This is a genomic window from Bacteroidota bacterium, from assembly GCA_016715945.1.
Classification (GTDB): Bacteria; Bacteroidota; Bacteroidia; order Bacteroidales; family F082; genus JALNZU01.
Genome location: JADJXJ010000001.1, coordinates 1,122,993 through 1,142,075, shown reverse-complemented (window position 1 = coordinate 1,142,075; position 19,083 = coordinate 1,122,993). Strand labels below are relative to the sequence as shown.

At 51.0% G+C, this 19,083-nt stretch carries 19 protein-coding genes; 13 read left to right on the top strand and 6 right to left on the bottom strand.

The window, feature by feature from the left end:
- Positions 1 to 34 precede the first annotated feature (34 nt).
- Positions 35 to 637 (top strand): hypothetical protein, encoded by a 603-nt coding sequence (locus IPM52_04300; protein ID MBK9290832.1) that lies wholly within the window; start codon positions 35 to 37, stop codon positions 635 to 637.
- On the opposite strand, the gene IPM52_04295 is transcribed toward IPM52_04300, so the two are convergent.
- The 5 genes from IPM52_04295 to IPM52_04275 are packed head-to-tail and all read right to left on the bottom strand — an operon-like array spanning position 607 to position 6,378.
- The gene (locus IPM52_04295; GenBank protein MBK9290831.1) at positions 607 to 1,860 is read right to left on the bottom strand and encodes a divalent metal cation transporter; all 1,254 of its coding nucleotides are present in this window, start codon (positions 1,858 to 1,860) and stop codon (positions 607 to 609) included. The genes IPM52_04300 and IPM52_04295 overlap by 31 nt on opposite strands.
- Positions 1,860 to 2,639, bottom strand: a complete 780-nt coding sequence (locus IPM52_04290) for a shikimate dehydrogenase (protein MBK9290830.1) — start codon at positions 2,637 to 2,639, stop codon at positions 1,860 to 1,862. Before IPM52_04290 ends, IPM52_04295 begins: the two co-directional genes overlap by 1 nt.
- Positions 2,611 to 3,543: a DUF368 domain-containing protein gene (locus IPM52_04285; GenBank protein MBK9290829.1), complete on the bottom strand. Its 933-nt coding sequence runs from the start codon at positions 3,541 to 3,543 to the stop codon at positions 2,611 to 2,613. The genes IPM52_04290 and IPM52_04285 overlap by 29 nt, the downstream gene beginning before the upstream one ends.
- A gap of 3 nt (positions 3,544 to 3,546) precedes the next feature.
- The gene (locus IPM52_04280; GenBank protein ID MBK9290828.1) at positions 3,547 to 4,923 is read right to left on the bottom strand and encodes an aldehyde dehydrogenase; all 1,377 of its coding nucleotides are present in this window, start codon (positions 4,921 to 4,923) and stop codon (positions 3,547 to 3,549) included.
- Positions 4,924 to 4,929: 6 nt separating this feature from the next.
- On the bottom strand, positions 4,930 to 6,378 hold the full coding sequence (locus IPM52_04275; GenBank protein MBK9290827.1) for a tetratricopeptide repeat protein: 1,449 nt from the start codon (positions 6,376 to 6,378) through the stop codon (positions 4,930 to 4,932).
- Between the two features lie 315 nt (positions 6,379 to 6,693).
- On the opposite strand from IPM52_04275, the gene glmM reads away from it, so the two are divergent.
- A complete protein-coding gene (glmM, locus tag IPM52_04270) occupies positions 6,694 to 8,061 on the top strand; it encodes a phosphoglucosamine mutase (protein ID MBK9290826.1) in 1,368 nt (455 codons plus the stop codon).
- 27 nt (positions 8,062 to 8,088) lie between these two features.
- On the top strand, positions 8,089 to 8,340 hold the full coding sequence (locus IPM52_04265) for a hypothetical protein (protein MBK9290825.1): 252 nt from the start codon (positions 8,089 to 8,091) through the stop codon (positions 8,338 to 8,340).
- Between the two features lie 43 nt (positions 8,341 to 8,383).
- Here IPM52_04265 and recR read toward each other — a convergent pair whose 3' ends face one another.
- Positions 8,384 to 9,001 (bottom strand): recombination protein RecR, encoded by a 618-nt coding sequence (recR, locus tag IPM52_04260; protein ID MBK9290824.1) that lies wholly within the window; start codon positions 8,999 to 9,001, stop codon positions 8,384 to 8,386.
- 70 nt (positions 9,002 to 9,071) lie between these two features.
- Between recR and IPM52_04255 the strand changes: the two genes are divergently transcribed.
- The 10 genes from IPM52_04255 to pruA all read left to right on the top strand — a co-directional run bounded on the left by IPM52_04255 (position 9,072) and on the right by pruA (position 18,938).
- Positions 9,072 to 9,767, top strand: a complete 696-nt coding sequence (locus IPM52_04255; protein ID MBK9290823.1) for a toxin-antitoxin system YwqK family antitoxin — start codon at positions 9,072 to 9,074, stop codon at positions 9,765 to 9,767.
- Positions 9,768 to 9,851: 84 nt separating this feature from the next.
- Positions 9,852 to 11,102 carry an imidazolonepropionase gene (locus IPM52_04250; GenBank protein ID MBK9290822.1) on the top strand — a complete coding sequence of 417 codons (1,251 nt, stop codon included), beginning with the start codon at positions 9,852 to 9,854 and terminating at the stop codon, positions 11,100 to 11,102.
- Positions 11,103 to 11,122: 20 nt separating this feature from the next.
- Positions 11,123 to 12,820 (top strand): glutamate formimidoyltransferase, encoded by a 1,698-nt coding sequence (gene ftcD, locus IPM52_04245; protein ID MBK9290821.1) that lies wholly within the window; start codon positions 11,123 to 11,125, stop codon positions 12,818 to 12,820.
- Between the two features lie 194 nt (positions 12,821 to 13,014).
- Complete coding sequence (rpmG, locus tag IPM52_04240) at positions 13,015 to 13,203, top strand: 50S ribosomal protein L33 (GenBank protein MBK9290820.1); 189 nt, start codon at positions 13,015 to 13,017, stop codon at positions 13,201 to 13,203.
- Positions 13,204 to 13,211: 8 nt separating this feature from the next.
- Entirely contained in the window at positions 13,212 to 13,364 is a 153-nt protein-coding gene (locus IPM52_04235; GenBank protein MBK9290819.1) for a DUF4295 domain-containing protein, read from the top strand.
- Positions 13,365 to 13,439: 75 nt separating this feature from the next.
- Positions 13,440 to 14,396: a signal recognition particle-docking protein FtsY gene (gene ftsY / locus IPM52_04230; GenBank protein MBK9290818.1), complete on the top strand. Its 957-nt coding sequence runs from the start codon at positions 13,440 to 13,442 to the stop codon at positions 14,394 to 14,396.
- A 27-nt stretch (positions 14,397 to 14,423) separates the two neighbouring features.
- Positions 14,424 to 15,728, top strand: a complete 1,305-nt coding sequence (gene rimO, locus IPM52_04225) for a 30S ribosomal protein S12 methylthiotransferase RimO (GenBank protein ID MBK9290817.1) — start codon at positions 14,424 to 14,426, stop codon at positions 15,726 to 15,728.
- Between the two features lie 219 nt (positions 15,729 to 15,947).
- On the top strand, positions 15,948 to 16,664 hold the full coding sequence (locus IPM52_04220; GenBank protein MBK9290816.1) for a toxin-antitoxin system YwqK family antitoxin: 717 nt from the start codon (positions 15,948 to 15,950) through the stop codon (positions 16,662 to 16,664).
- Between the two features lie 111 nt (positions 16,665 to 16,775).
- The gene (locus tag IPM52_04215; GenBank protein ID MBK9290815.1) at positions 16,776 to 17,165 is read left to right on the top strand and encodes a PaaI family thioesterase; all 390 of its coding nucleotides are present in this window, start codon (positions 16,776 to 16,778) and stop codon (positions 17,163 to 17,165) included.
- Between the two features lie 141 nt (positions 17,166 to 17,306).
- A complete protein-coding gene (gene pruA / locus IPM52_04210) occupies positions 17,307 to 18,938 on the top strand; it encodes an L-glutamate gamma-semialdehyde dehydrogenase (protein MBK9290814.1) in 1,632 nt (543 codons plus the stop codon).
- Positions 18,939 to 19,083: the final 145 nt, after the last annotated feature.

The following is a 19,083-nucleotide window of genomic DNA, read 5'->3' as shown; positions in this document are numbered from 1 at the left end:
GGGCACGATAAACAGCATTTGTGACAATAGATTCATGAAGTACAAAATTGTTTTTTCTACCTTGTTCCTGCTGCTTTTTTCTTTTCAACTTTTGGCTCAGCAACGTCAGCTCTTTCCCGAAACGCCTGATTTTGAGCGAAAATGGGTGCTGGGCGGCGATTTCGGTATGGGATTCTCTTCCACCGCCTCGTCGATACTGATCGCGCCTCAACTGGGCTATAAGATTAATCCCGACTGGGAAGCAGGCATCCGGCTCACCTACAACTACCGCAGCTATCGCTGGCAGCAACAACGTATCCGCACGCACGACAAGGCCATTGGGGTATTTACAAACTACGAAATCTGGAGAGGTCTCTTTGCCCATGCCGAAACCGAATGGTTGTACTACACCCCGGTATTTTTCACCGGAAACCCATTGTGGCTCGAAAAAGACGATCCCCGGTTTTTCAACAGCCTGTTTGTGGGCGGAGGCTACAGGCAATATTACAGTTCTTCCGGTTATGCCTATTTGCTTGTCCTTTACAACCTGAACGACAGTTTCGATTCGCCCTACAGCAATCCCATCATCCGGGCGGGTGTGGCTTTTGGCCTGGGGAAGCCGCGCAATCAGGCAAGCCGGAACAGGACTATCAGATAGAATACCGTAAACCCAGCAAGCGCAAACAGACCGACCCATGCCCAGATTTTCAGAAACCTGCCTGGCCTGAATTGGTCCTCAATGCTTTCTGAAAAAATAATTTTGTAATTGAGAAAAGCCAGGAAAGGGGCGGTGACAAACGAAATGCTTGTGGCCAGATCGACCATCGTGCGCATGCTCTGGCCTGAGATTTTCAACAAAGCCAGGGTGGCTGCGGCAAGCAAAAACATCCAGATAAGGTATTGATGCTGAGGCTTCAGCTTTTGTTGCCCGGATCCAAAGTTGCGTGTACATTCTACCAAAGTGCGCGGATAGGCGTCGAGCACGGTGATGGTGGTGCTAAACATGGTGGTGAATGCAGCCACAGCAATCACCGGATAAGCCCATTGGCCGATGGTCTGGGTGTACAATCCGATCAGCTTTCCGGCAAATGCGGCACCACCTGCCGGCATGGCCTCGCCTGTGCCATACATCACAAAAGCGCCCAGCGCAAGAAAGAAGGCTGCCACGACCATCGTGCCGAAGTAACCAATCCGGTATTCGGTGAGCACCTCCCTGAGGGTGGGTTTGAAACTCAGCTGGCCGAACTTGGTCTGCGTCCAGATGGAAGTCCACACCACTATGTCCACCGGTGCGGGCATCCAGCCGATGAATGCGACCAAAAACAAGATATGCGCACGATTGCTCCAGTCGAAACCTGTTGCCAGCGCGGGTTGTCCCTGCCAGCGCGTCCAGGCCACCACAACAGCCACAATGGTCGAAAGTGTGAGCAATAAAATGACCACTTTAATGAGCCTGTCGAGTATTTTGAATTTTCCAAAGAGGAGCAAAAGTAGTGTGGCAGCTGTGATAAGTGCGCTCATTCCGAAATCGGACCAGCTGGTGTGAAAGATGTTGTTCGACAGGCCTGCTGTGACAATGGTGAGTGCTGCCTGCACAGGAATCATCGTGATGATGGTCATGGCAAAAAAGAGCAGAATCACCCACTTTCCCACCGCCGCATAAGCATCCACGAGATTGCCGCCTTTGGCCAGCACGTAGCGGCTGCCCATTTCGAAAAAAGGATATTTCAACAGATTGGTAAGCAGGAGTATTCCGAGCAATTCAAAACCAAACTCCGCTCCGGCTCTGGTGCTCTGAACCAGGTGCGATACCCCGATGGCTGCTCCTGCGTACAACAGTCCGGGACCAAGCAAGCTGAAAAACCTGTTTGTCTTCATCATCAGCGTTGTTGCCAGATTTTCCATGCAGCCTCCGCCTGGGCATAAAGCATGGGCAATCCGTTGAAGGTTTTGGCTCCCTGCATGCGGCCCTGCTTTAAAAACAGGGTCTCTTCGGGGTTGTAAATCAGGTCAATGAGAATGTGTGATTCATTGATGTACTCGAATGGAACAGAAGGAGCTGCATTCACGTTGGGATACATCCCCAAAGGCGTAGTGTTGATGATAAGCCGGAACTTCTCGAGCAGCGCCTTGCTGATCATGTCGTAAGTGACCTGACCGGCTTTTTGCTGTTTGGTCGAAACCGACTTGAAAAATATCCCTCTTTCTCTAAGCACGTATTTCAAAGCTTTGGCGCTGCCCCCGTTGCCGAGGAGCAGCGCAAATGGTTTATGCTGAGAACCAATGGCTTGACTGAGCAGTTCGGAAAATCCGATGACATCGGTGTTGTAGCCGACCAGACGGGGATCGCTGCTGGTGGGGATAATTTTTATGGTGTTGACCGATCCGACAAGCTTTGCAGTGCGGTCGAGCAGATGCAGATAACGCAGCACAGCCTGTTTGTGTGGGATTGTGACGTTGAGTCCCCTCAAATCCGGGTTGGCACGGATCAGATCCGGCAGTTGTGAAATGTCCTCAATCGGAAAATTCCTGTATTCAGCCTTGATGCCTTCGGGTGCAAATTTTTCGCTGAAGTATTTTCTGGAAAAGGAATGCTCCAGCGGATATCCAATCAAGCCGTAGAGGGCATTTTCAGCCTTGTTTTTCCTCTTCCAGAGCATACTTTTCCAAAAGCCATATTGTGATTATGCCTGCAATCATGAGTCCGATGGCGAACATTTCCTCCATTCCCATCCGACCTGGCAGAACGAGGTCGTAACGCTCAACCACTTGTTTGCCCGATTTGATGATTACCTCTCCGGCGGCATTGGTCAGGTAATGGGCTTCTTTCCATGGCCAGATCACGCCCAGCGAGCCTAAAATAAAACCTGTGAGCAAACCGAGGGTTTCGTTTTTAAACGTTCTGAGCAGCCACGAGAGCAGGTGGGAAAATGCAATGAGTCCGCCCACCATGCCAATGAGTACGGGAAGGAGAATGCTGAAATCCAGGTTGTTGATGGCTTCTATGGCCACAAGCTGGTAGTTGCCCATAAGAATCAGGACAAACGAACCGGAAAGGCCGGGCAGGATCATGCTGCACACTGCGACAACTCCGGAAAGTATCAGGTAAAAAAAGTCGCGGTTTTCTGTGGCGGGTTTCAGAAAGGTGATGGCCAGCGCAATCGTGGCTCCCACAACAAAGCTGATCACCACCGGTGCTTTCCAGCGCTCTACGGTTGCTCCCACAAAATATACACTTGCCAGGATCAGTCCGAAAAAATATGACCAGATGTACACCGGATAATGGCTGAATAGAAACTCGAACAGCCTGGCCAGACTGAAAATTGCGGCACCCACGCCGGCAAACACCCAGAACAAGAACCAAAAGTCGATTGCTGTGAAAAATTCCTTGAACCTGCCACTCAGAAAAAGCTTTAATGCACTCAGGTTGATCGACTTAATGGCATTTATCAATCGCTCGAAAATTCCGGTGATGAGGGCGATGGTGCCACCCGAAACGCCGGGTATCACATTAGCTGCGCCCATGGCCATACCTTTGAAAAACAGTTTGATGTAGTCGCCCATATTTCAGCGGATTATTTTTTTTACCAGGCTCAGCTTGTTTCCAAAAGGTGGGTAGCGCAACGGTATGTCGGGCCAGCTTTTTCGATGGAGCACTGGTTTGTAATGTGTAAATGCGTCGAAACTGTATTTGCCATGATAGCTTCCCATGCCGCTGTTTCCAACGCCACCAAAAGGCAGCCCGGCATTGGTGAAATGCATGATGGTGTCGTTAATACAAATGCCGCCTGCACTCAACTGATTTACAAGCTTTTTCTGCACAAGGCGGTCGCTGGCAAAAACGTACAAAGCAAGTGGCTTAGGCCGTGATTTGACAAAACCGATCGCATCATCAAGCTTGCGATATGGCACCAGGGGCAGGATAGGGCCGAAAATTTCCTCTTGCAGCATTGCGCTCGATTCGGGTGGGTTGCTCACAATGGCCGGCGCCATCCTGCATGTGGCTGCATCCATTGCAGGCAGTTCCTGCACTCTAACCTCGTCGAGCATAGCTTTGAGCCGGCCAAAGTGTTTTTGGTTGATGATCTTTGGATACTCCTGATTCCGGAGCAGCTCGTCTCCGTACATCTTTCTGATTTCCTGCTTTGCAATCGCCTCAAAATCAGATATGATTTCTTCCGGAACGAGTACATAGTCCGGTGCTATGCAGGTTTGACCGGCGTTGATGAGTTTGCCCCATACAATACGTCTTGCCGCCAGCTTAAGATCGGCGCTGCGGTCGATAATGCAGGGACTTTTGCCCCCGAGCTCAAGCACAACCGGCGTAAGGTGTTCGGCAGCAGCCCGCATTACGATTTTCCCGATTTGCGGACTTCCTGTAAAGAAGATAAGATCATATGGCAGGGCAAGCAATGCCTGACTCACACTGGCATCGCCTTCCACAACACATATGTGTCCGTTATCGAAATTGTTGTTTATCAGATCTTTTAAAAGGGCCGAGGTGTGCGTGCTGTATTCCGAGGGCTTGATGATGGCACAATTGCCAGCCGACAAGGCTCCTACAAGCGGTGCCACAGCAAGCTGAAAAGGATAGTTCCAGGGCGATATGATCAGCGTACAACCATAAGGTTCTGGCGTAAGATAGCTGCTTGCCGGAAAAGCAGCCAGCGGACTGGCCACACGTCTGGGTTTGGCCCATTTTTTCATCTTTCTGAGATGCAGCCGGATTTCTTCCAGCACAATACCGCTTTCGGTGGCATAAGCTTCGAATGCCGATTTACCGAGGTCCTGACGCAAAGCCTCTGCGATACGCTCGAGATTGTTGCGGATGAGCTGTTGCAGCCTCCGAAGTGCGTCGCGTCTGAATTGAAGGTCCTGCGTGGCGCCGCTTTCATAAAATTCCCTCTGCGCTGCCCACACCGAACGAACGTCTGTTGTCTCCATGCCTGATCAGTTCCTGCTGCTCAAATCACCCGAACGGTCATGTGCCTTTTGCTGGTAACTCTCAATCAGTTCGGCTATTGCCGGAAAGTCGAGCGCCGTGGGGAAGAAATGAAGGAATTCATTTACACCCCGTGGGTCGAGCGTCAAGGCCCTTTCAAGGTAAAACAAGGCCTGGTTGACGCTGTTGTTTAGGAGCAACATGGCTACAAGCCTGTAGATGATTGCAGGGTTTTGTGGTTGGTGTATAAGTCCGGTTTTAAGCACCTGAACCGCATTGACGATTTCTCCGGTCTTCAGGTAAAATACCGCGAAATCAAGCCAAAGGTCAGGGTCCTGAGGATCAATGCTTTCGATGCGCTGATAGGTGGCTTTTGCTTTCTCGAACAAGCCGCTGCGGGTATATAATTCAGCCTGAATGAGCAGAAAATCAGTGTTGTAGCTATCGTAATTTACAGCTTGCTCTATATACTTCAGCGCTTTTTTCAAATCGCCCTTTTCTTCGGCCACCACCGACATACCTGCCCAGGCCTCGGATAAGGTTTGGTCGAGCTGAATGGCTTTCAGGTAATTGGCTTCGGCAAGGTCGAACTCACCGAGCTTTTCGTAACATTCACCTATATAATAAGTGAGTGCTGCATCGGGCTCATCGAGCGTGGCGCTCTCCTCGAATGCCTCCAGTGCCTTGGCGTACATGCCCAGCGCCATATAGCTTTGTCCCATGCTGTGGTAGGCTGAGATGTAGGTGGGATCGATGGCAATGGCATATTCAAAAGCATCGATGGCTTTTTCGTAAAGTTCCAGCTGATGAAAGGCCATACCAAGGTTGAACCATGCAGAAACGCTCGAAGGGTGCTCGTCAATGTACTGATTGAAAAATGCTACGGCATCCTCCATGCGGCCTGCCATTTCGTAGCACATCCCGATTTCGTAAAGTATCTGCTCCGGAAAGGCCGAAACTTCAAGGGCCTTGCGAAGGTATTCCAGCGCAAGGTCGTATGCGCCCATGTTTTCGTATTCAAATGCGATTGAGGTATAGACTTCCTCTACCTCATCCTGATCAACCACCACCAGTGCCTTTTTGTATTCTTTGACGGCCTTTTTGAAATCCATCATCATGCTGTACACCGAGGCTTTTGTCATCAGCATGTCCGGATTCCGGGGCTCCGACAATTCCACTTCCTCGAGGGTTTTGAGGGCTTTCAGATAGTTTCCAGTGGTGGCAAGCTGCCTTGCGTATCTGATTTTCAGGCTGTTGCTTCCGGGATGCATGCGGATGGCTTGTTCGATCACCATTCCGGCTTTTTCGTTGTTGTATTCGTTCAGGTAATGATCGATCAGCAGCTCGAACTCATCTGTGTCGAAATATTCTTCCTGCCCGCTTTCTATCATGCGGTCGAAACGTTCGGCAAGCTCTTCAGGCTTCAGATCGTCTTCCCAGTTGAATTCTTCGTTCATGCTTCCCAAACTAACATATCGGTTGCAAAAATAACATAAATGCCCAAGCAAGCTTGTTGCACGGGATAAAGTTATCCAGCCATTGAACGATTCAAAAGCCTTTATCGCTTTTTTTATTAACGTCTGGCATGTTGATAACACTTTTGGTGCTGTGGCACAATTTCTTACGATGTGGAGAAATTTCTTTCCTGTATTGCTCACAAGTCGGATGTGTGGACAGAAACTTTAGCGCTGTTATATCATATTATTATGTGTGTTGCCATGCGCTCCTTAACTTGCAATTATCTTTTATTTTTACGCAGAATTATACAGGCTATGACACTTATCAAATCTATTTCCGGTTTCAGAGGTACCATTGGGGGCGAACCCGGTGACAACCTCACCCCGATTGATATTGTTCGTTTTACGGCTGCATTTTGCAAATTGATTTCGGACAGTGGTAAACCACTGGTGGTCGTAGGACGGGATGCGCGTCTCTCGGGCGACATGGTCAATAAGCTCGTTTGCGGCACATTGCAGGCCATTGGGGCCAATGTCATCGACCTGGGACTCTCGACCACGCCAACCGTGGAAGTGGCTGTGCCAGCGCTGGGCGCCGATGGGGGCATCATCCTCACGGCCAGCCACAATCCTGCACAGTGGAATGCGCTTAAATTGCTGAATGCGAAAGGGGAGTTTATTTCGGCTGCCCAGGGTCAAAAGCTATTGCATATTGCTGAGCATGAGCCGCTTGTGTTTGCACAGGTGGATCAACTTGGCAGCTATACCTCCGACGATACCTGGATTGACCGCCATATCGAAATGATTCTCCGTCAACCTCTGGTGGATGTGGATGCCATCCGAAAGGCTGGTTTTGTGGTGGTTGTGGATGCTGTAAATTCGACCGGTGGTCTGGCTGTGCCCCGTCTGCTCCGCGCCCTGGGGGTCAGCGAAGTGCACGAGTTGTACTGCACCCCTGATGGTCGTTTCCCACATAATCCTGAACCATTGCCAGAGCACCTGACCGATTTGGCGGCCATGGTGGTCGAAAAGCATGCACACCTCGGCATCAGTGTCGATCCCGACGTGGACCGCCTGGCGTTGGTTGACGAGCATGGACGGATGTTTGGTGAGGAATATACCCTTGTGGCTGTGGCCGACTACATCCTGCAGCATACGCCCGGCAACACGGTTTCGAACCTCTCGTCCACGCGTGCCCTTGCCGACGTAACTGCAAAACATGGGGGCAGATATTCCGCTTCGGCTGTGGGCGAGGTCAATGTGGTGGAGATGATGAAGGCCACCGATGCCGTTATCGGAGGCGAGGGCAATGGCGGAGTGATCTGGCCTGCATTGCATTACGGGCGCGACGCCCTGGCCGGGATTGCCTTGTTTTTGTCGCACCTCGCCAAATCGAGGCTTAGCTGTTCAGCACTCCGGAAAACATACCCTGATTACCACATGAGCAAAAACAAGGTGGAGCTCACCCCCGGAACCGATGTGGATGCGGTGCTTCGCAAAGTGGAAGAAGCCTTCGCCGGCGAGCGGATCAACACCATCGACGGCGTGAAGATTGATTTCGATCAGGGTTGGGTTCACCTTCGCAAATCGAATACCGAACCCATCATCCGGATTTACTCCGAAGCCAACACTCCCGAAAACGCTGAGGCCCTCGCCAGGCAGGTAAAAGAAATTATAGGATAACTCCTTTACTAAATAAATACGCGCCCAATGCCCAAAAAACGAAAAACCAAAAAGCGCAAATTCAGGGAGGTAAAGCTCAAACTCACAGCCCGGCAGTATGAGTCAATTTCAAATTATGCCAAAAGCCGCAACAAAAGCCTGAATAAATTTATCAGGGGTAAGATTGCACCTTACCTGTCGGGTTACGAGAAGCAAAAGCCTGTGGTGGAGAAAGTTCCTGAAAATCAGATGACAATATTTCACCTCATCGACAATCAGGCGGAAGCTGGCAGTGCGTAAGGCACGAGCGCAAAACAGGAATAAATTTGGTTCTGTAAGGTGCTCAGCTCTGGCTTTTCTGGTAGGGCACCCTGTTGACGATCGATCTGCCGAGGGTGATTTCGTCGGCAAACTCAAGGGCATCGCCCACGCTTATCCCACGGGCAATGGTGGTGATGCGCAGTTGGTATTCCTGCATCTGCCGGTAAAGGTAAAAAGCGGTGGTATCGCCCTCGATGGTAGAGGGTAAGGCCAGAATGACTTCATGAACCGGCTCGCTACCCAGACGTTGCAACAACAACCCAATGCTCAGGTCGGCCGGCCCGATGCCCTCAACGGGATTGATCACACCCCCAAGCACATGATACAGACCGTTGTAGCTGGCCGTGCGCTCGATAGCCATCACATCGCGCACGTCTTCCACCACACAAAGCACGTTTTCGTCGCGTTTGTGGTTGATGCAGATGCTGCACAAATCACTGTCGCTGATGTTGTTGCATCGTGCACAGTATTTTATCTGCATGCGCATGTCCACAATCGATCTGGCCAGCAGTTCGCTGCGCGATGGGGCCTCCCTGAGCAAGTGCAAAGCCAGCCTGAGGGCCGTTTTGCGCCCTATGCCAGGCAAACGCGAAAGCTCATTGACGGCATTTTCGAGCAGTATTGAAGAATATTCAGCCACGCTGATCGTTTTTTTGCAAAGTTAGCGAATAGCCCTTTCTCTGTATCTTTAACCCACATTGCATACAAAAATGACCCGAACCCTGATAACCCTGCTTATAATCCTTGTCGGCGGAATGCCGCAATTGCTGAGTGCACAAAACAAAGCACTGACAAACCAAACCGATGCCCTTGGTCGGAAAACCGGACCCTGGCAGGCATACTATCCCAACGGGCAATTGCGATATACCGGACAATTCCGGAACGACAAACCCACCGGAGAGTTCAAATATTTTTACGAATCCGGAAAACTCAGGGCTACCAATACCTTCGAAACGGATGGCCTGCGGGCCTACCACAGGGCATATTCCGAAAACGGCCGCCTGGTGGCCGAAGGTGTTTATTTCGATCAGCAAAAGGACAGCACCTGGCGCTTCTACAGCGACCTCGACGGTAGCCTGCTTGCCGAAGAGGACTACCTCGACAACCAACTGCATGGGGTAAGTAAAATGTACATCCCTGGTAAACAGCAGATTGCAGAGCTGACGCATTATGAAAATGGCAGGAAACACGGGCCGTGGAAGAAGTTTTTTCCCGATGGCACCCTCATGGCCGAGGGCTATTATGAAGAGGATGAACCCGAGGGACCGGTAATATTTTATCACCCCAATGGCAAGGTGCAGATCCGGGGAGCATACAAAAAGGGGCTGAAATCAGGGCTTTGGGAAACCTTCGACGAAGAAGGCAACCTCATTTCGAAAGAGGAATACAAAGAGCGGGGATTTTAGCCGGCGCATGGTGCAAACGTTTCCGGCACGCTCAACCCTTTTTCCTACCTTTGCGCAGCGTGATTACCTGAACCAAAACCATCTATGTCGTTACTCATACACAATATTCGCCAGATAGCCGGTGTGCTCGGGCAGGATGTGGCCTTGCTCAAAGGCGCTGAAATGCAGGATGTTCAAACCATTGACCAGGCATTTCTGTGGGTCGAAGGAGTCAAGATAGCCGATTTTGGACCCATGGATGCGCCGGCTTACAGGCAATATCTGCAACAGGCTGCAGAGGTTGTGGATGCCCGGCAGGGCTGGCTGCTGCCTTCGTTTTGCGACGCACACACACATCTTGTTTATCCTGCCTCGCGTGAACTCGAATATGTGGACAAAATACGCGGCCTCAGCTATGAGGAGATTGCAAAAAGAGGAGGCGGCATTCTGAATTCGGCGCGTAAGATGTCGGAAGTGTCAGAAGATCAGTTGTTTGAAGAAGCCATGCAACGGCTTGGCGAGATTGCCGCTTACGGCACCGGTGCCGTCGAGATCAAGAGCGGCTACGGTCTGAATACTGAAAACGAGCTGAAGATGCTTAGGGTGATCCGCAGGCTCAGGGAGGCTTCACCTCTGCAGATCGTTGCCACTTTTCTCGGAGCGCATGCCGTTCCGCTGGAGTATAAAGGCCGGCAGCAGGAGTATGTGGATCTGATCATCAACGAGATGATACCTCTTGTGGCTTCGGAAGACCTGGCAGAGTTTATCGATGTGTTTTGCGATCAGGGCTTTTTTACCGAAGAGGACACCGATCGCATCCTGAATGCAGGCATGAAGTATGGCCTGCGGCCAAAGATTCACGCCAACGAGCTGGCACGATCGGGCGGCATTCAGGTGGGGGTAAAATACAACGCCCTTTCGGTGGACCATCTGGAGTACACTTTCGATGAGGAGATAGAGGTGCTGCGCAACTCGGAAACCATCCCGACCATTTTGCCCGGTGCTGCTTTCTTTCTGAATATGCCGCTTGCGCCGGCACGTCGGATGATTGACGCCGGCCTTCCGGTGGCTTTTGCAAGCGATTTCAATCCGGGAAGCTCGCCATCGGGCAATATGCAGCTCATTTTGAGCATGGCCTGCATTCAGTACCGCCTGCTGCCGGCCGAAGCCATCAATGCCACCACCATCAACGGTGCGGCGGCCATGGACCTCAGCCATATCACCGGTAGCATCACCCGCGGCAAACTGGCCAACTTTTTCATAACCCGCCAGATGCCCAGCCTGGAATTCCTTCCTTATTATTATGGTACGAACAAAGTGGAGATGGCATTCCTGAACGGAAAGCAAATTATCTGACAATCAATATCATAAATCATATGATGCAACAACTTATCGAATGCGTTCCCAATTTCAGCGAGGGGCGCGACATGGGCATTATCCGCCAGATTACCGCTCAGATTGAATCTGTTGAAGGGGTTAGCCTGCTTGATGTCGATCCGGGGGCAGCCACCAACCGCACGGTGGTAACTTTTGTGGGCACACCCGACGAAGTGCTCGAAGCGGCCTTCCGGGCTGTTAAAAAAGCTGCGGAGCTCATCGATATGCGCAGGCACAAGGGCGAGCATCCCCGCATGGGCGCCACAGATGTGTGTCCTTTTATCCCTGTGGCCAACATCAGCATGGAAGAAGTGGCCGCACTGGCCCGTAAACTGGCCGAACGCATCGGCAACGAGCTTGGCATACCCGTTTATTGCTACGAGAACGCTGCCTTCAAACCCGAGCGTCGCAACCTGGCCAACTGCAGGGCAGGGGAGTACGAAGGGCTGCCGGCCAAATTGCAAAATCCGGAATGGAAACCCGATTTTGGTCCGGCCGAATTCAACGAGAAAGCCGGAGCCACCGCGGTGGGTGCGCGCGATTTTCTGGTGGCCTTCAATGTCAACCTCAATACCACCAGCACCCGCAGGGCCAATGCCATTGCCTATGATGTGCGCGAAAAAGGCCGTCCGATGCGCGAGGGCGATCCCATTACCGGCAAAATCGTGAAAGACGAGCAGGGCAATCCGGTTTATATCCCCGGCACCCTGAAGGCAGTCAAAGCTATTGGCTGGTATATCGAAGAATACGGCATTGCCCAGATTTCGATGAACCTCACCAACATCAGCATCACACCCGTGCATGTGGCCTTCGACGAAGTGTGCCGCAAAGCAGAAGCCAGAGGTGTAAGAGTGACCGGGTCAGAACTCGTTGGCTTGATTCCGCTCAAAGCCATGCTCGATGCCGGCAGGTATTTTCTGGCCAAACAGCAGCGCTCGCTTGGCGTGGACGATGACGAACTCATCAGGATTGCCATCAGGACGATGGGTCTCGACGAACTCAAACCTTTTCGTCCCGAAGAGAAGATTATCGAATATGTGTTGGCCGCCAAACAAAAAGAAAAACTGCTCATTGACCTCAGCGCCAAAGGATTTGTCAACCTCACCGCATCCGAATCCCCGGCACCGGGCGGCGGAAGCGTGGCGGCTTATGCAGGTGCCCTGGGCGCTGCCCTGGGAACCATGGTGGCTAACCTTTCCAGCCACAAAAGAGGATGGGACGCGCGCTGGGAATATTTCTCGCAATGGGCCGAAAAAGGACAGCAGATCAAAAAGCAACTGCTTTTTCTGGTGGATGAAGACACCCGCGCCTTCAACAAGGTGATGGATGCCTTTGGTTTGCCGAACAAGACGGAAGCAGAAAAGCAGCAAAGGCAGCAGGCCATTCAGGCAGCTTCGGAATATGCCACCCTTGTTCCGCTTAAGGTGATACAAACAGCCATGGAGGCTTTTCCGCTGATTGAGGCCATGGCCCGCGAGGGAAATCCCAATTCGGTGAGCGATGCTGGTGTGGGTGCCTTGTGCATCCGCACAGCCGTGCAGGGCGCCCTGCTCAATGTGAAGATCAATGCAGCAGGACTGAAAAACAGGGACTTCGCTCAGGAAAAGCTGGCCGAGGCCGAAGCTCTGGCAGCCGAAGCAGATAAAAAGGAAGCCGAAATTCTTGCTGTTGTAAATCAGGTGATTGCAGGTCAATAGCAAATATCCCTGTGAGGATAAACCGGGCAGTGATCAACTGAGTTCTTTTTTTACAGTTTTGGTAACCTGCCGGATTTATTAACAGGATTGCGGGAGAACCTGTTGAAATTCATATGAAAAAATATGAAAATGGTTTTGTGCATATTGCATTTTGATGTACCTTTGCAGTCCGAATTTTTGAAAGGAGCATAAGCATGGCCAAGAAACAGAAAGAAGCACGGATTCAGGTGATTCTCGAATGCACCGAGCACAAAAACAGTGGTATGCCGGGCACTTCGCGCTACATAACTACCAAAAACAAAAAGAATACGCCTGAGCGTCTGGAGTTGCGCAAATACAACCCAATCCTCAAAAAGGTTACCGTTCACAAAGAAATTAAATAAGTTGACCAATGGCAAAGAAAGTAGTTGCAACCCTGCAGACCCAGGGAAAACAATTTGCAAAGGTGATTCAGATGAAACGTTCGGAGAAAACCGGCGCCTACACCTTTGTCGAAACCATCGTTCCCAACGACAAAGTTCAGGAGTTCCTGAGCAAAAGATAATTAAATCAATGTCCGACTGGAGTGAGCTTTTCCAAGTACTTTTGGGAAAGCTCATTTCTATTTCATTACCTGCCTATGGGTTTGTTTTCGTTTTTTAGCCGCGACAAGAAAGAAGACCTCGAAAAAGGTTTGGAAAAGACCCGCGAAAGTGTTTTTTCCAAAATCTCCAAAGCCCTGGTGGGCAAATCGAAAGTGGACGATGAGGTGCTCGACGAGCTGGAGGAAATCCTCATCACCTCTGATGTGGGCGTGCAGACTACCCTGAAAATCATCGAGCGCATCGAGAAACGTGTTTCGCGCGACAAATACCTCAACGCCAGCGAGTTGAATGGTATTCTCAAACAGGAGATTGCTGCCTTGCTTATGGAAAACAATTCGGGCGACGGAGACGATTTCGAACTGCCGGCAGGCATCAAGCCCTATGTGATCATGGTCGTGGGTGTGAATGGGGTGGGTAAAACAACCACCATCGGTAAGCTGGCTTATAATTTCAAGCTGGCCGGAAAACAGGTTGTGCTCGGTGCAGCTGATACTTTTCGTGCTGCTGCGGTGGATCAGATCAAAATCTGGGGCGAGCGTGCCGGAGTGCAGGTTGTGAGCCAGGGAATGGGAGCCGACCCGGCTTCCGTGGCCTACGAAACCGTTAAACATGCCATGCAAATGGGGGCTGATGTGGCCATCATCGACACTGCAGGTCGCCTTCACAACAAGGTGAACCTCATGCGCGAGCTGAGCAAAATCCGCACTGTGATGCAAAAACTGATTCCCGATGCTCCGCACGAGGTGCTCCTGGTGCTCGACGGCAGCACCGGACAGAATGCCTTCGAGCAGGCCACACAGTTTACCGCTGCCACCGAGGTCAATGCCCTTGCCCTGACCAAACTCGATGGAACAGCCAAAGGCGGCGTGGTCATCGGCATTTCTGATCAGTTCAAGATACCGGTGAAATACATCGGCATAGGCGAAAAAATCAGCGACCTCCAGGTCTTCAACCGCAAAGCCTTTGTGGAAAGCCTTTTCAAAAACTCCTGAAAGCACTCATAGTTACTAATCTACTGTATGAACAAGAAGCGGATTGACATCGTAACCCTCGGTTGTTCAAAAAATACCGTTGACTCTGAACACCTTGCCGCACTCATCAATCCCGAACAATATCAGGTGAGTTTCGACACCGGCAAGCCCGCCGATGTGGTTATCATCAACACCTGTGGCTTTATTGGTGATGCCAAAGAACAGTCGGTGGACACCATCCTGCAGTATGCCGACCTTCGCAAGCGCAAAAAAATTGATCGGCTCATTGTGATGGGCTGCCTTTCGGAACGTTACGGTGCGGAACTTAAGCGCGAAATCCACGAGGTGGATGCATTTTTCGGGGCCAACGATATGCAATCTGTGGCTTTGCACCTGGGAAGCGATCCGTCGCTGGTGAACACGATCTACCAGTACAAGCGTAGCCTCTCCACACCAAAGCATTACGCATATCTCAAGATATCAGAAGGTTGCGACCGCACCTGCAGCTTCTGCGCCATTCCGCTCATGCGGGGCAAGCATGTTTCGGTGCCTATGGAGCAATTGGTGGCCGAAGCCGAAAATCTGGCCCAAAACGGGGTCAAAGAACTTGTCCTTATTGCTCAGGACCTGACCTACTACGGCATCGACCGCAACGGCAAACGACAGATCGCCCAGCTGATCGATAAACTTGGCGAGATTCCCGGAATTGAATGGATCAGGCTTCAATACGCCTATCCCTACCAGTTTCCGATGGATTTGCTCCAGCTCATCGACCAGCACCCCAAGGTTTGCCGCTATCTCGACATGCCCCTGCAACACATCAGCGACCGCGTGCTGCGATCGATGCGGCGTTTTGTGACCAAGGCCCAGACGCTCAGGCTCATCGAAAGTATTCGTGAAAAAGTTCCCGGCCTGGCTTTCCGCACTACCTTGATTGCCGGCTATCCCGGAGAGACCGAAGAAGAATTTCAGGAACTTTATCAGTTTGTTGAAAATCAGCGGTTCGAGCGACTGGGCGTATTTGCCTACAGCCACGAGGAGGGTACACGTGCCCACCAGCTCGAGGACAATGTGCCGGAAGAAGTGAAGCAGGAACGCGTGAATCAACTGATGGAGCTGCAGCAGGAAATCTCGCTCGAGCACAACAGCCGGCTTATCGGCAAAAACCTCAAAGTGCTCATCGATCGCATCGAAAGCGGACATTATGTGGGCCGTACCGAGTTCGACTCTCCGGAAGTGGACAACGAGGTGCTCATTCCCGTACACGACCACAAACTTCAGGTGGGCAACTTTTATGAGGTGAAAATCGACAAGGCAGACTATTTCGACCTCTATGGGTCTGTAAATAGCTGAAATCCTGTAAAATAGAAAAGATTAACCTTTCTTTTAATTTGTATTCCAGGCTTTTATTGGCTTTGGCACAATACTTGTATTGTAATAGGGGAATCTCATATTGGTTAATTGAGTTTTGGTTAGTGAAGAGAAGAGCCGCGCCACTGTCCGGCTCTTTTTCTTTTTTACTATTCCGGCTTGTTGCTGCAGACTTGGTTAATTTTGGAAAAAATTCCCAAAATGCACTTTTCCAACGGTAAATCCTTTTTGTTCTTAGGCTTGTTGTTTGCTCTCCTTGCAACTGTGCCGGTTTATGGCAATTCCGGAGGCGACAGCCTATTGATGGACGGCAGGATGTTTTTCGGGAAGTTGTCCGAAGGTAAACCTGTGGGCAACTGGATTGCTTACCATGCCAATGGCCAGGTGGCGGAATGGCGGCACTATGTGAACGGTTTGGCCGATGGCCCGACCATTGTGCTCGATCGATACGGATACCTGGTTTCGCAAGGTTTCTACCTGAAGGGAGAAAAGCATGGAAAGTGGCTTTATTTCCGGGCAGGAGGCCGGATAACGGGTGAGGAAAATTTTGCCAACGGCATACTTGAGGGCTGGAAGATAAGCTATTACGACAACGGCGCCATCCGCGAAAAGGCGCATTACAGCAATAACCTCCGCCAAGGCACTACCTTCTGGATGGATGAAAAAGGCAATCCGATTGCTGAATATACATACGCCGGAGACCGGTTTCATGGCGTGCAGCGCACGTGGTACCCCAACGGACAGCTGAAAAGTGAAAGCAATTTTGCCAACAACCTTCTGCATGGCCTGCATAGGGAATATTATGACAACGGGAATCCACGCATCGCGGGCGAATACGTCAATGGCCGTAAAACCGGTAGATGGGTGGAATGGAATTCCGACGGAAGCCTACGCAAAGAGGAGTTGCTTCCTGAATAAAAGTAAAATATTGAATGTCAGCGTGATATGATTAAACTAAACAACCCTTATACACGGTATAGCGAATACAGGTGTTTTGCATGCGACCCGAGGCATCCCTTCGGGCTGCGGATGGAGTTTTTCCTGGACGGAGATAAAATCGTCTCGGAATGGATGCCAGGTCCTGATTTTCAGGGATTTTACCAGGTGATTCATGGCGGGATACAAGCCACCCTGGCCGACGAAATTGCGGGATGGGTGGTACAGGTGATCTGCAAATCAGCCGGCGTAACCACCGATCTGAAAGTCAAATATATCCGGCCGGTGCTCCTGCAAAATGGTCCGCTTCGGCTTGAGGCCTGGATTGAAAACAGGGAAGAAAATAGAGTTACTGTACGGGCCAATATTATCGACAAGCATGCTACTTTGTGCACCACAGCCGAGGTCACCTACCATTTGTTCGATGAAATTACTTCACGTGAAAAGTTTTATTACCCTGGAATAGAGGCGTTTATGCCGTAATTGCCGAAAGCTGGTGTGTTTTGGGTATTTACCAAAGACAGCTGGAGAAGTGAGCTGGTGCAGGTGATTTTGTATTTATGACTAAATATGGGGATGAAGGCCGAATGCCTATCTTTGTGCATCAAATCAACAAATCCCTTTATGTATAGTGGTTTTTACAAAGTTCCCGTGCCCTACAACGAGCCGGTGAAGACCTATGCTCCCGGTACGCCCGAGCGCAGGGAGATTAAAGCCATGCTCGCGGCCATGCGAAGCGAGGTAATTGATATTCCGATGGTTATTGGTGGAAAGCGCGTCACCACTGGCGACAGGGTGCGCATTGCGCCTCCGCACGACATCAAACATACGCTCGGATATTTTCATCAGGGTAATGCCGAGCATGTGCATATGGCCATTGAAGCTGCATTGGCTGCGCGCAAGCAGTGGCAGGCGCTCGAGTGGCAGGACAGGGCTGCCATCTTCCTCAAAGCTGCCGATCTGGTATCGGGTCCGTATCGCGCAAAGATCAATGCGGCCACCATGCTCGGACAATCGAAAACCGTCCATCAGGCCGAAATTGACAGCGCATGTGAGTTTGCCGATTTCCTGCGTTTCAATGTGCACTACATGGCACAGATCTACAACGAACAGCCGCTTTCGTCCCCCGGTACCTGGAACCGCATGGAATACAGGCCCATGGAAGGTTTTATTTACGCACTCACCCCATTCAACTTTACTGCCATTGCCGCCAACCTGCCCTCTGCGCCCGCCCTCATGGGTAATGTGGTGGTGTGGAAGCCATCCAATGCCCAGATTTACTCCGCGCGGGTCATCATGGAAATTTTTGAAGAAGCAGGTTTACCTGCAGGTGTGATCAACCTGATATTTGTCCCCGGACCGGTTGCAGGAAAAATACTTTCGCAACATCCTGATTTTGTCGGAATTCATTTCACTGGTTCGACTGAGGTGTTCAAAAAAATATGGAAGGCGATTGGCGAGCATGTGGCCATCCATAATACCTATCCAAAGATTGTAGGCGAAACCGGAGGCAAAGACTTTGTGCTGGCGCATCGAAGTGCCGACCCCAAAGCCCTGACTACCGCACTGGTCAGGGGTGCTTTTGAATATCAGGGACAGAAATGCTCGGCAGCTTCGAGGGCCTATATTCCTGATAATCTGTGGCCTGAGGTAAAAAAACTGCTCATCGAGGACCTGCAAACCATCAAGGTGGGTCCGGTGGAAGACTTTACCAACTTCATGGGGGCAGTGATTGACGAGGCCTCGTTCGACAAGCTTTCAGGCTATATTGAACAAGCCCGGAACGACAAGGGGGTTGAAATCGTTTTCGGTGGAAACTGCGATAAGTCCCAAGGCTATTTTATTCAGCCAACCGTGCTGAAGGTGGACGACCCGATGTATGTCACGATGCGGGAGGAGCTCTTCGGGCCGGTGCTCACGGTCTATGTATATGAATCCGACAAGTGGACCGAGACCCTCGAACTCGTCGATCGCACTTCCAACTACGCCCTGACCGGCGCAGTTTTTGCCCGCGACCGCTATGCCATTGAGGAAGCCAATGTTGCACTCACCAACGCCGCCGGCAATTATTACATCAACGACAAACCTACCGGTGCTGTGGTCGGGCAACAGCCGTTTGGTGGCGCCAGAGCCTCCGGAACCAACGACAAATCAGGGTCGTACCTCAATCTGCTTCGCTGGGTTTCACCCAGAACAATAAAAGAAAACTTCAATCCGCCCACAGATTACAGGTATCCTTTCATGGAAGAAGCCTGATAATCAATGACAAAGAAGCCCGCCGGAAGCAGCGGGCTTTTTTTATCTGGAATATTTCTGGCCAAGAATTTCCCTCTTTACCGGCTTTAGCACGTAATTTTTTGGGAGTGGCTGGTGTTTACGCGATACGGGGTCTTTAATTGTT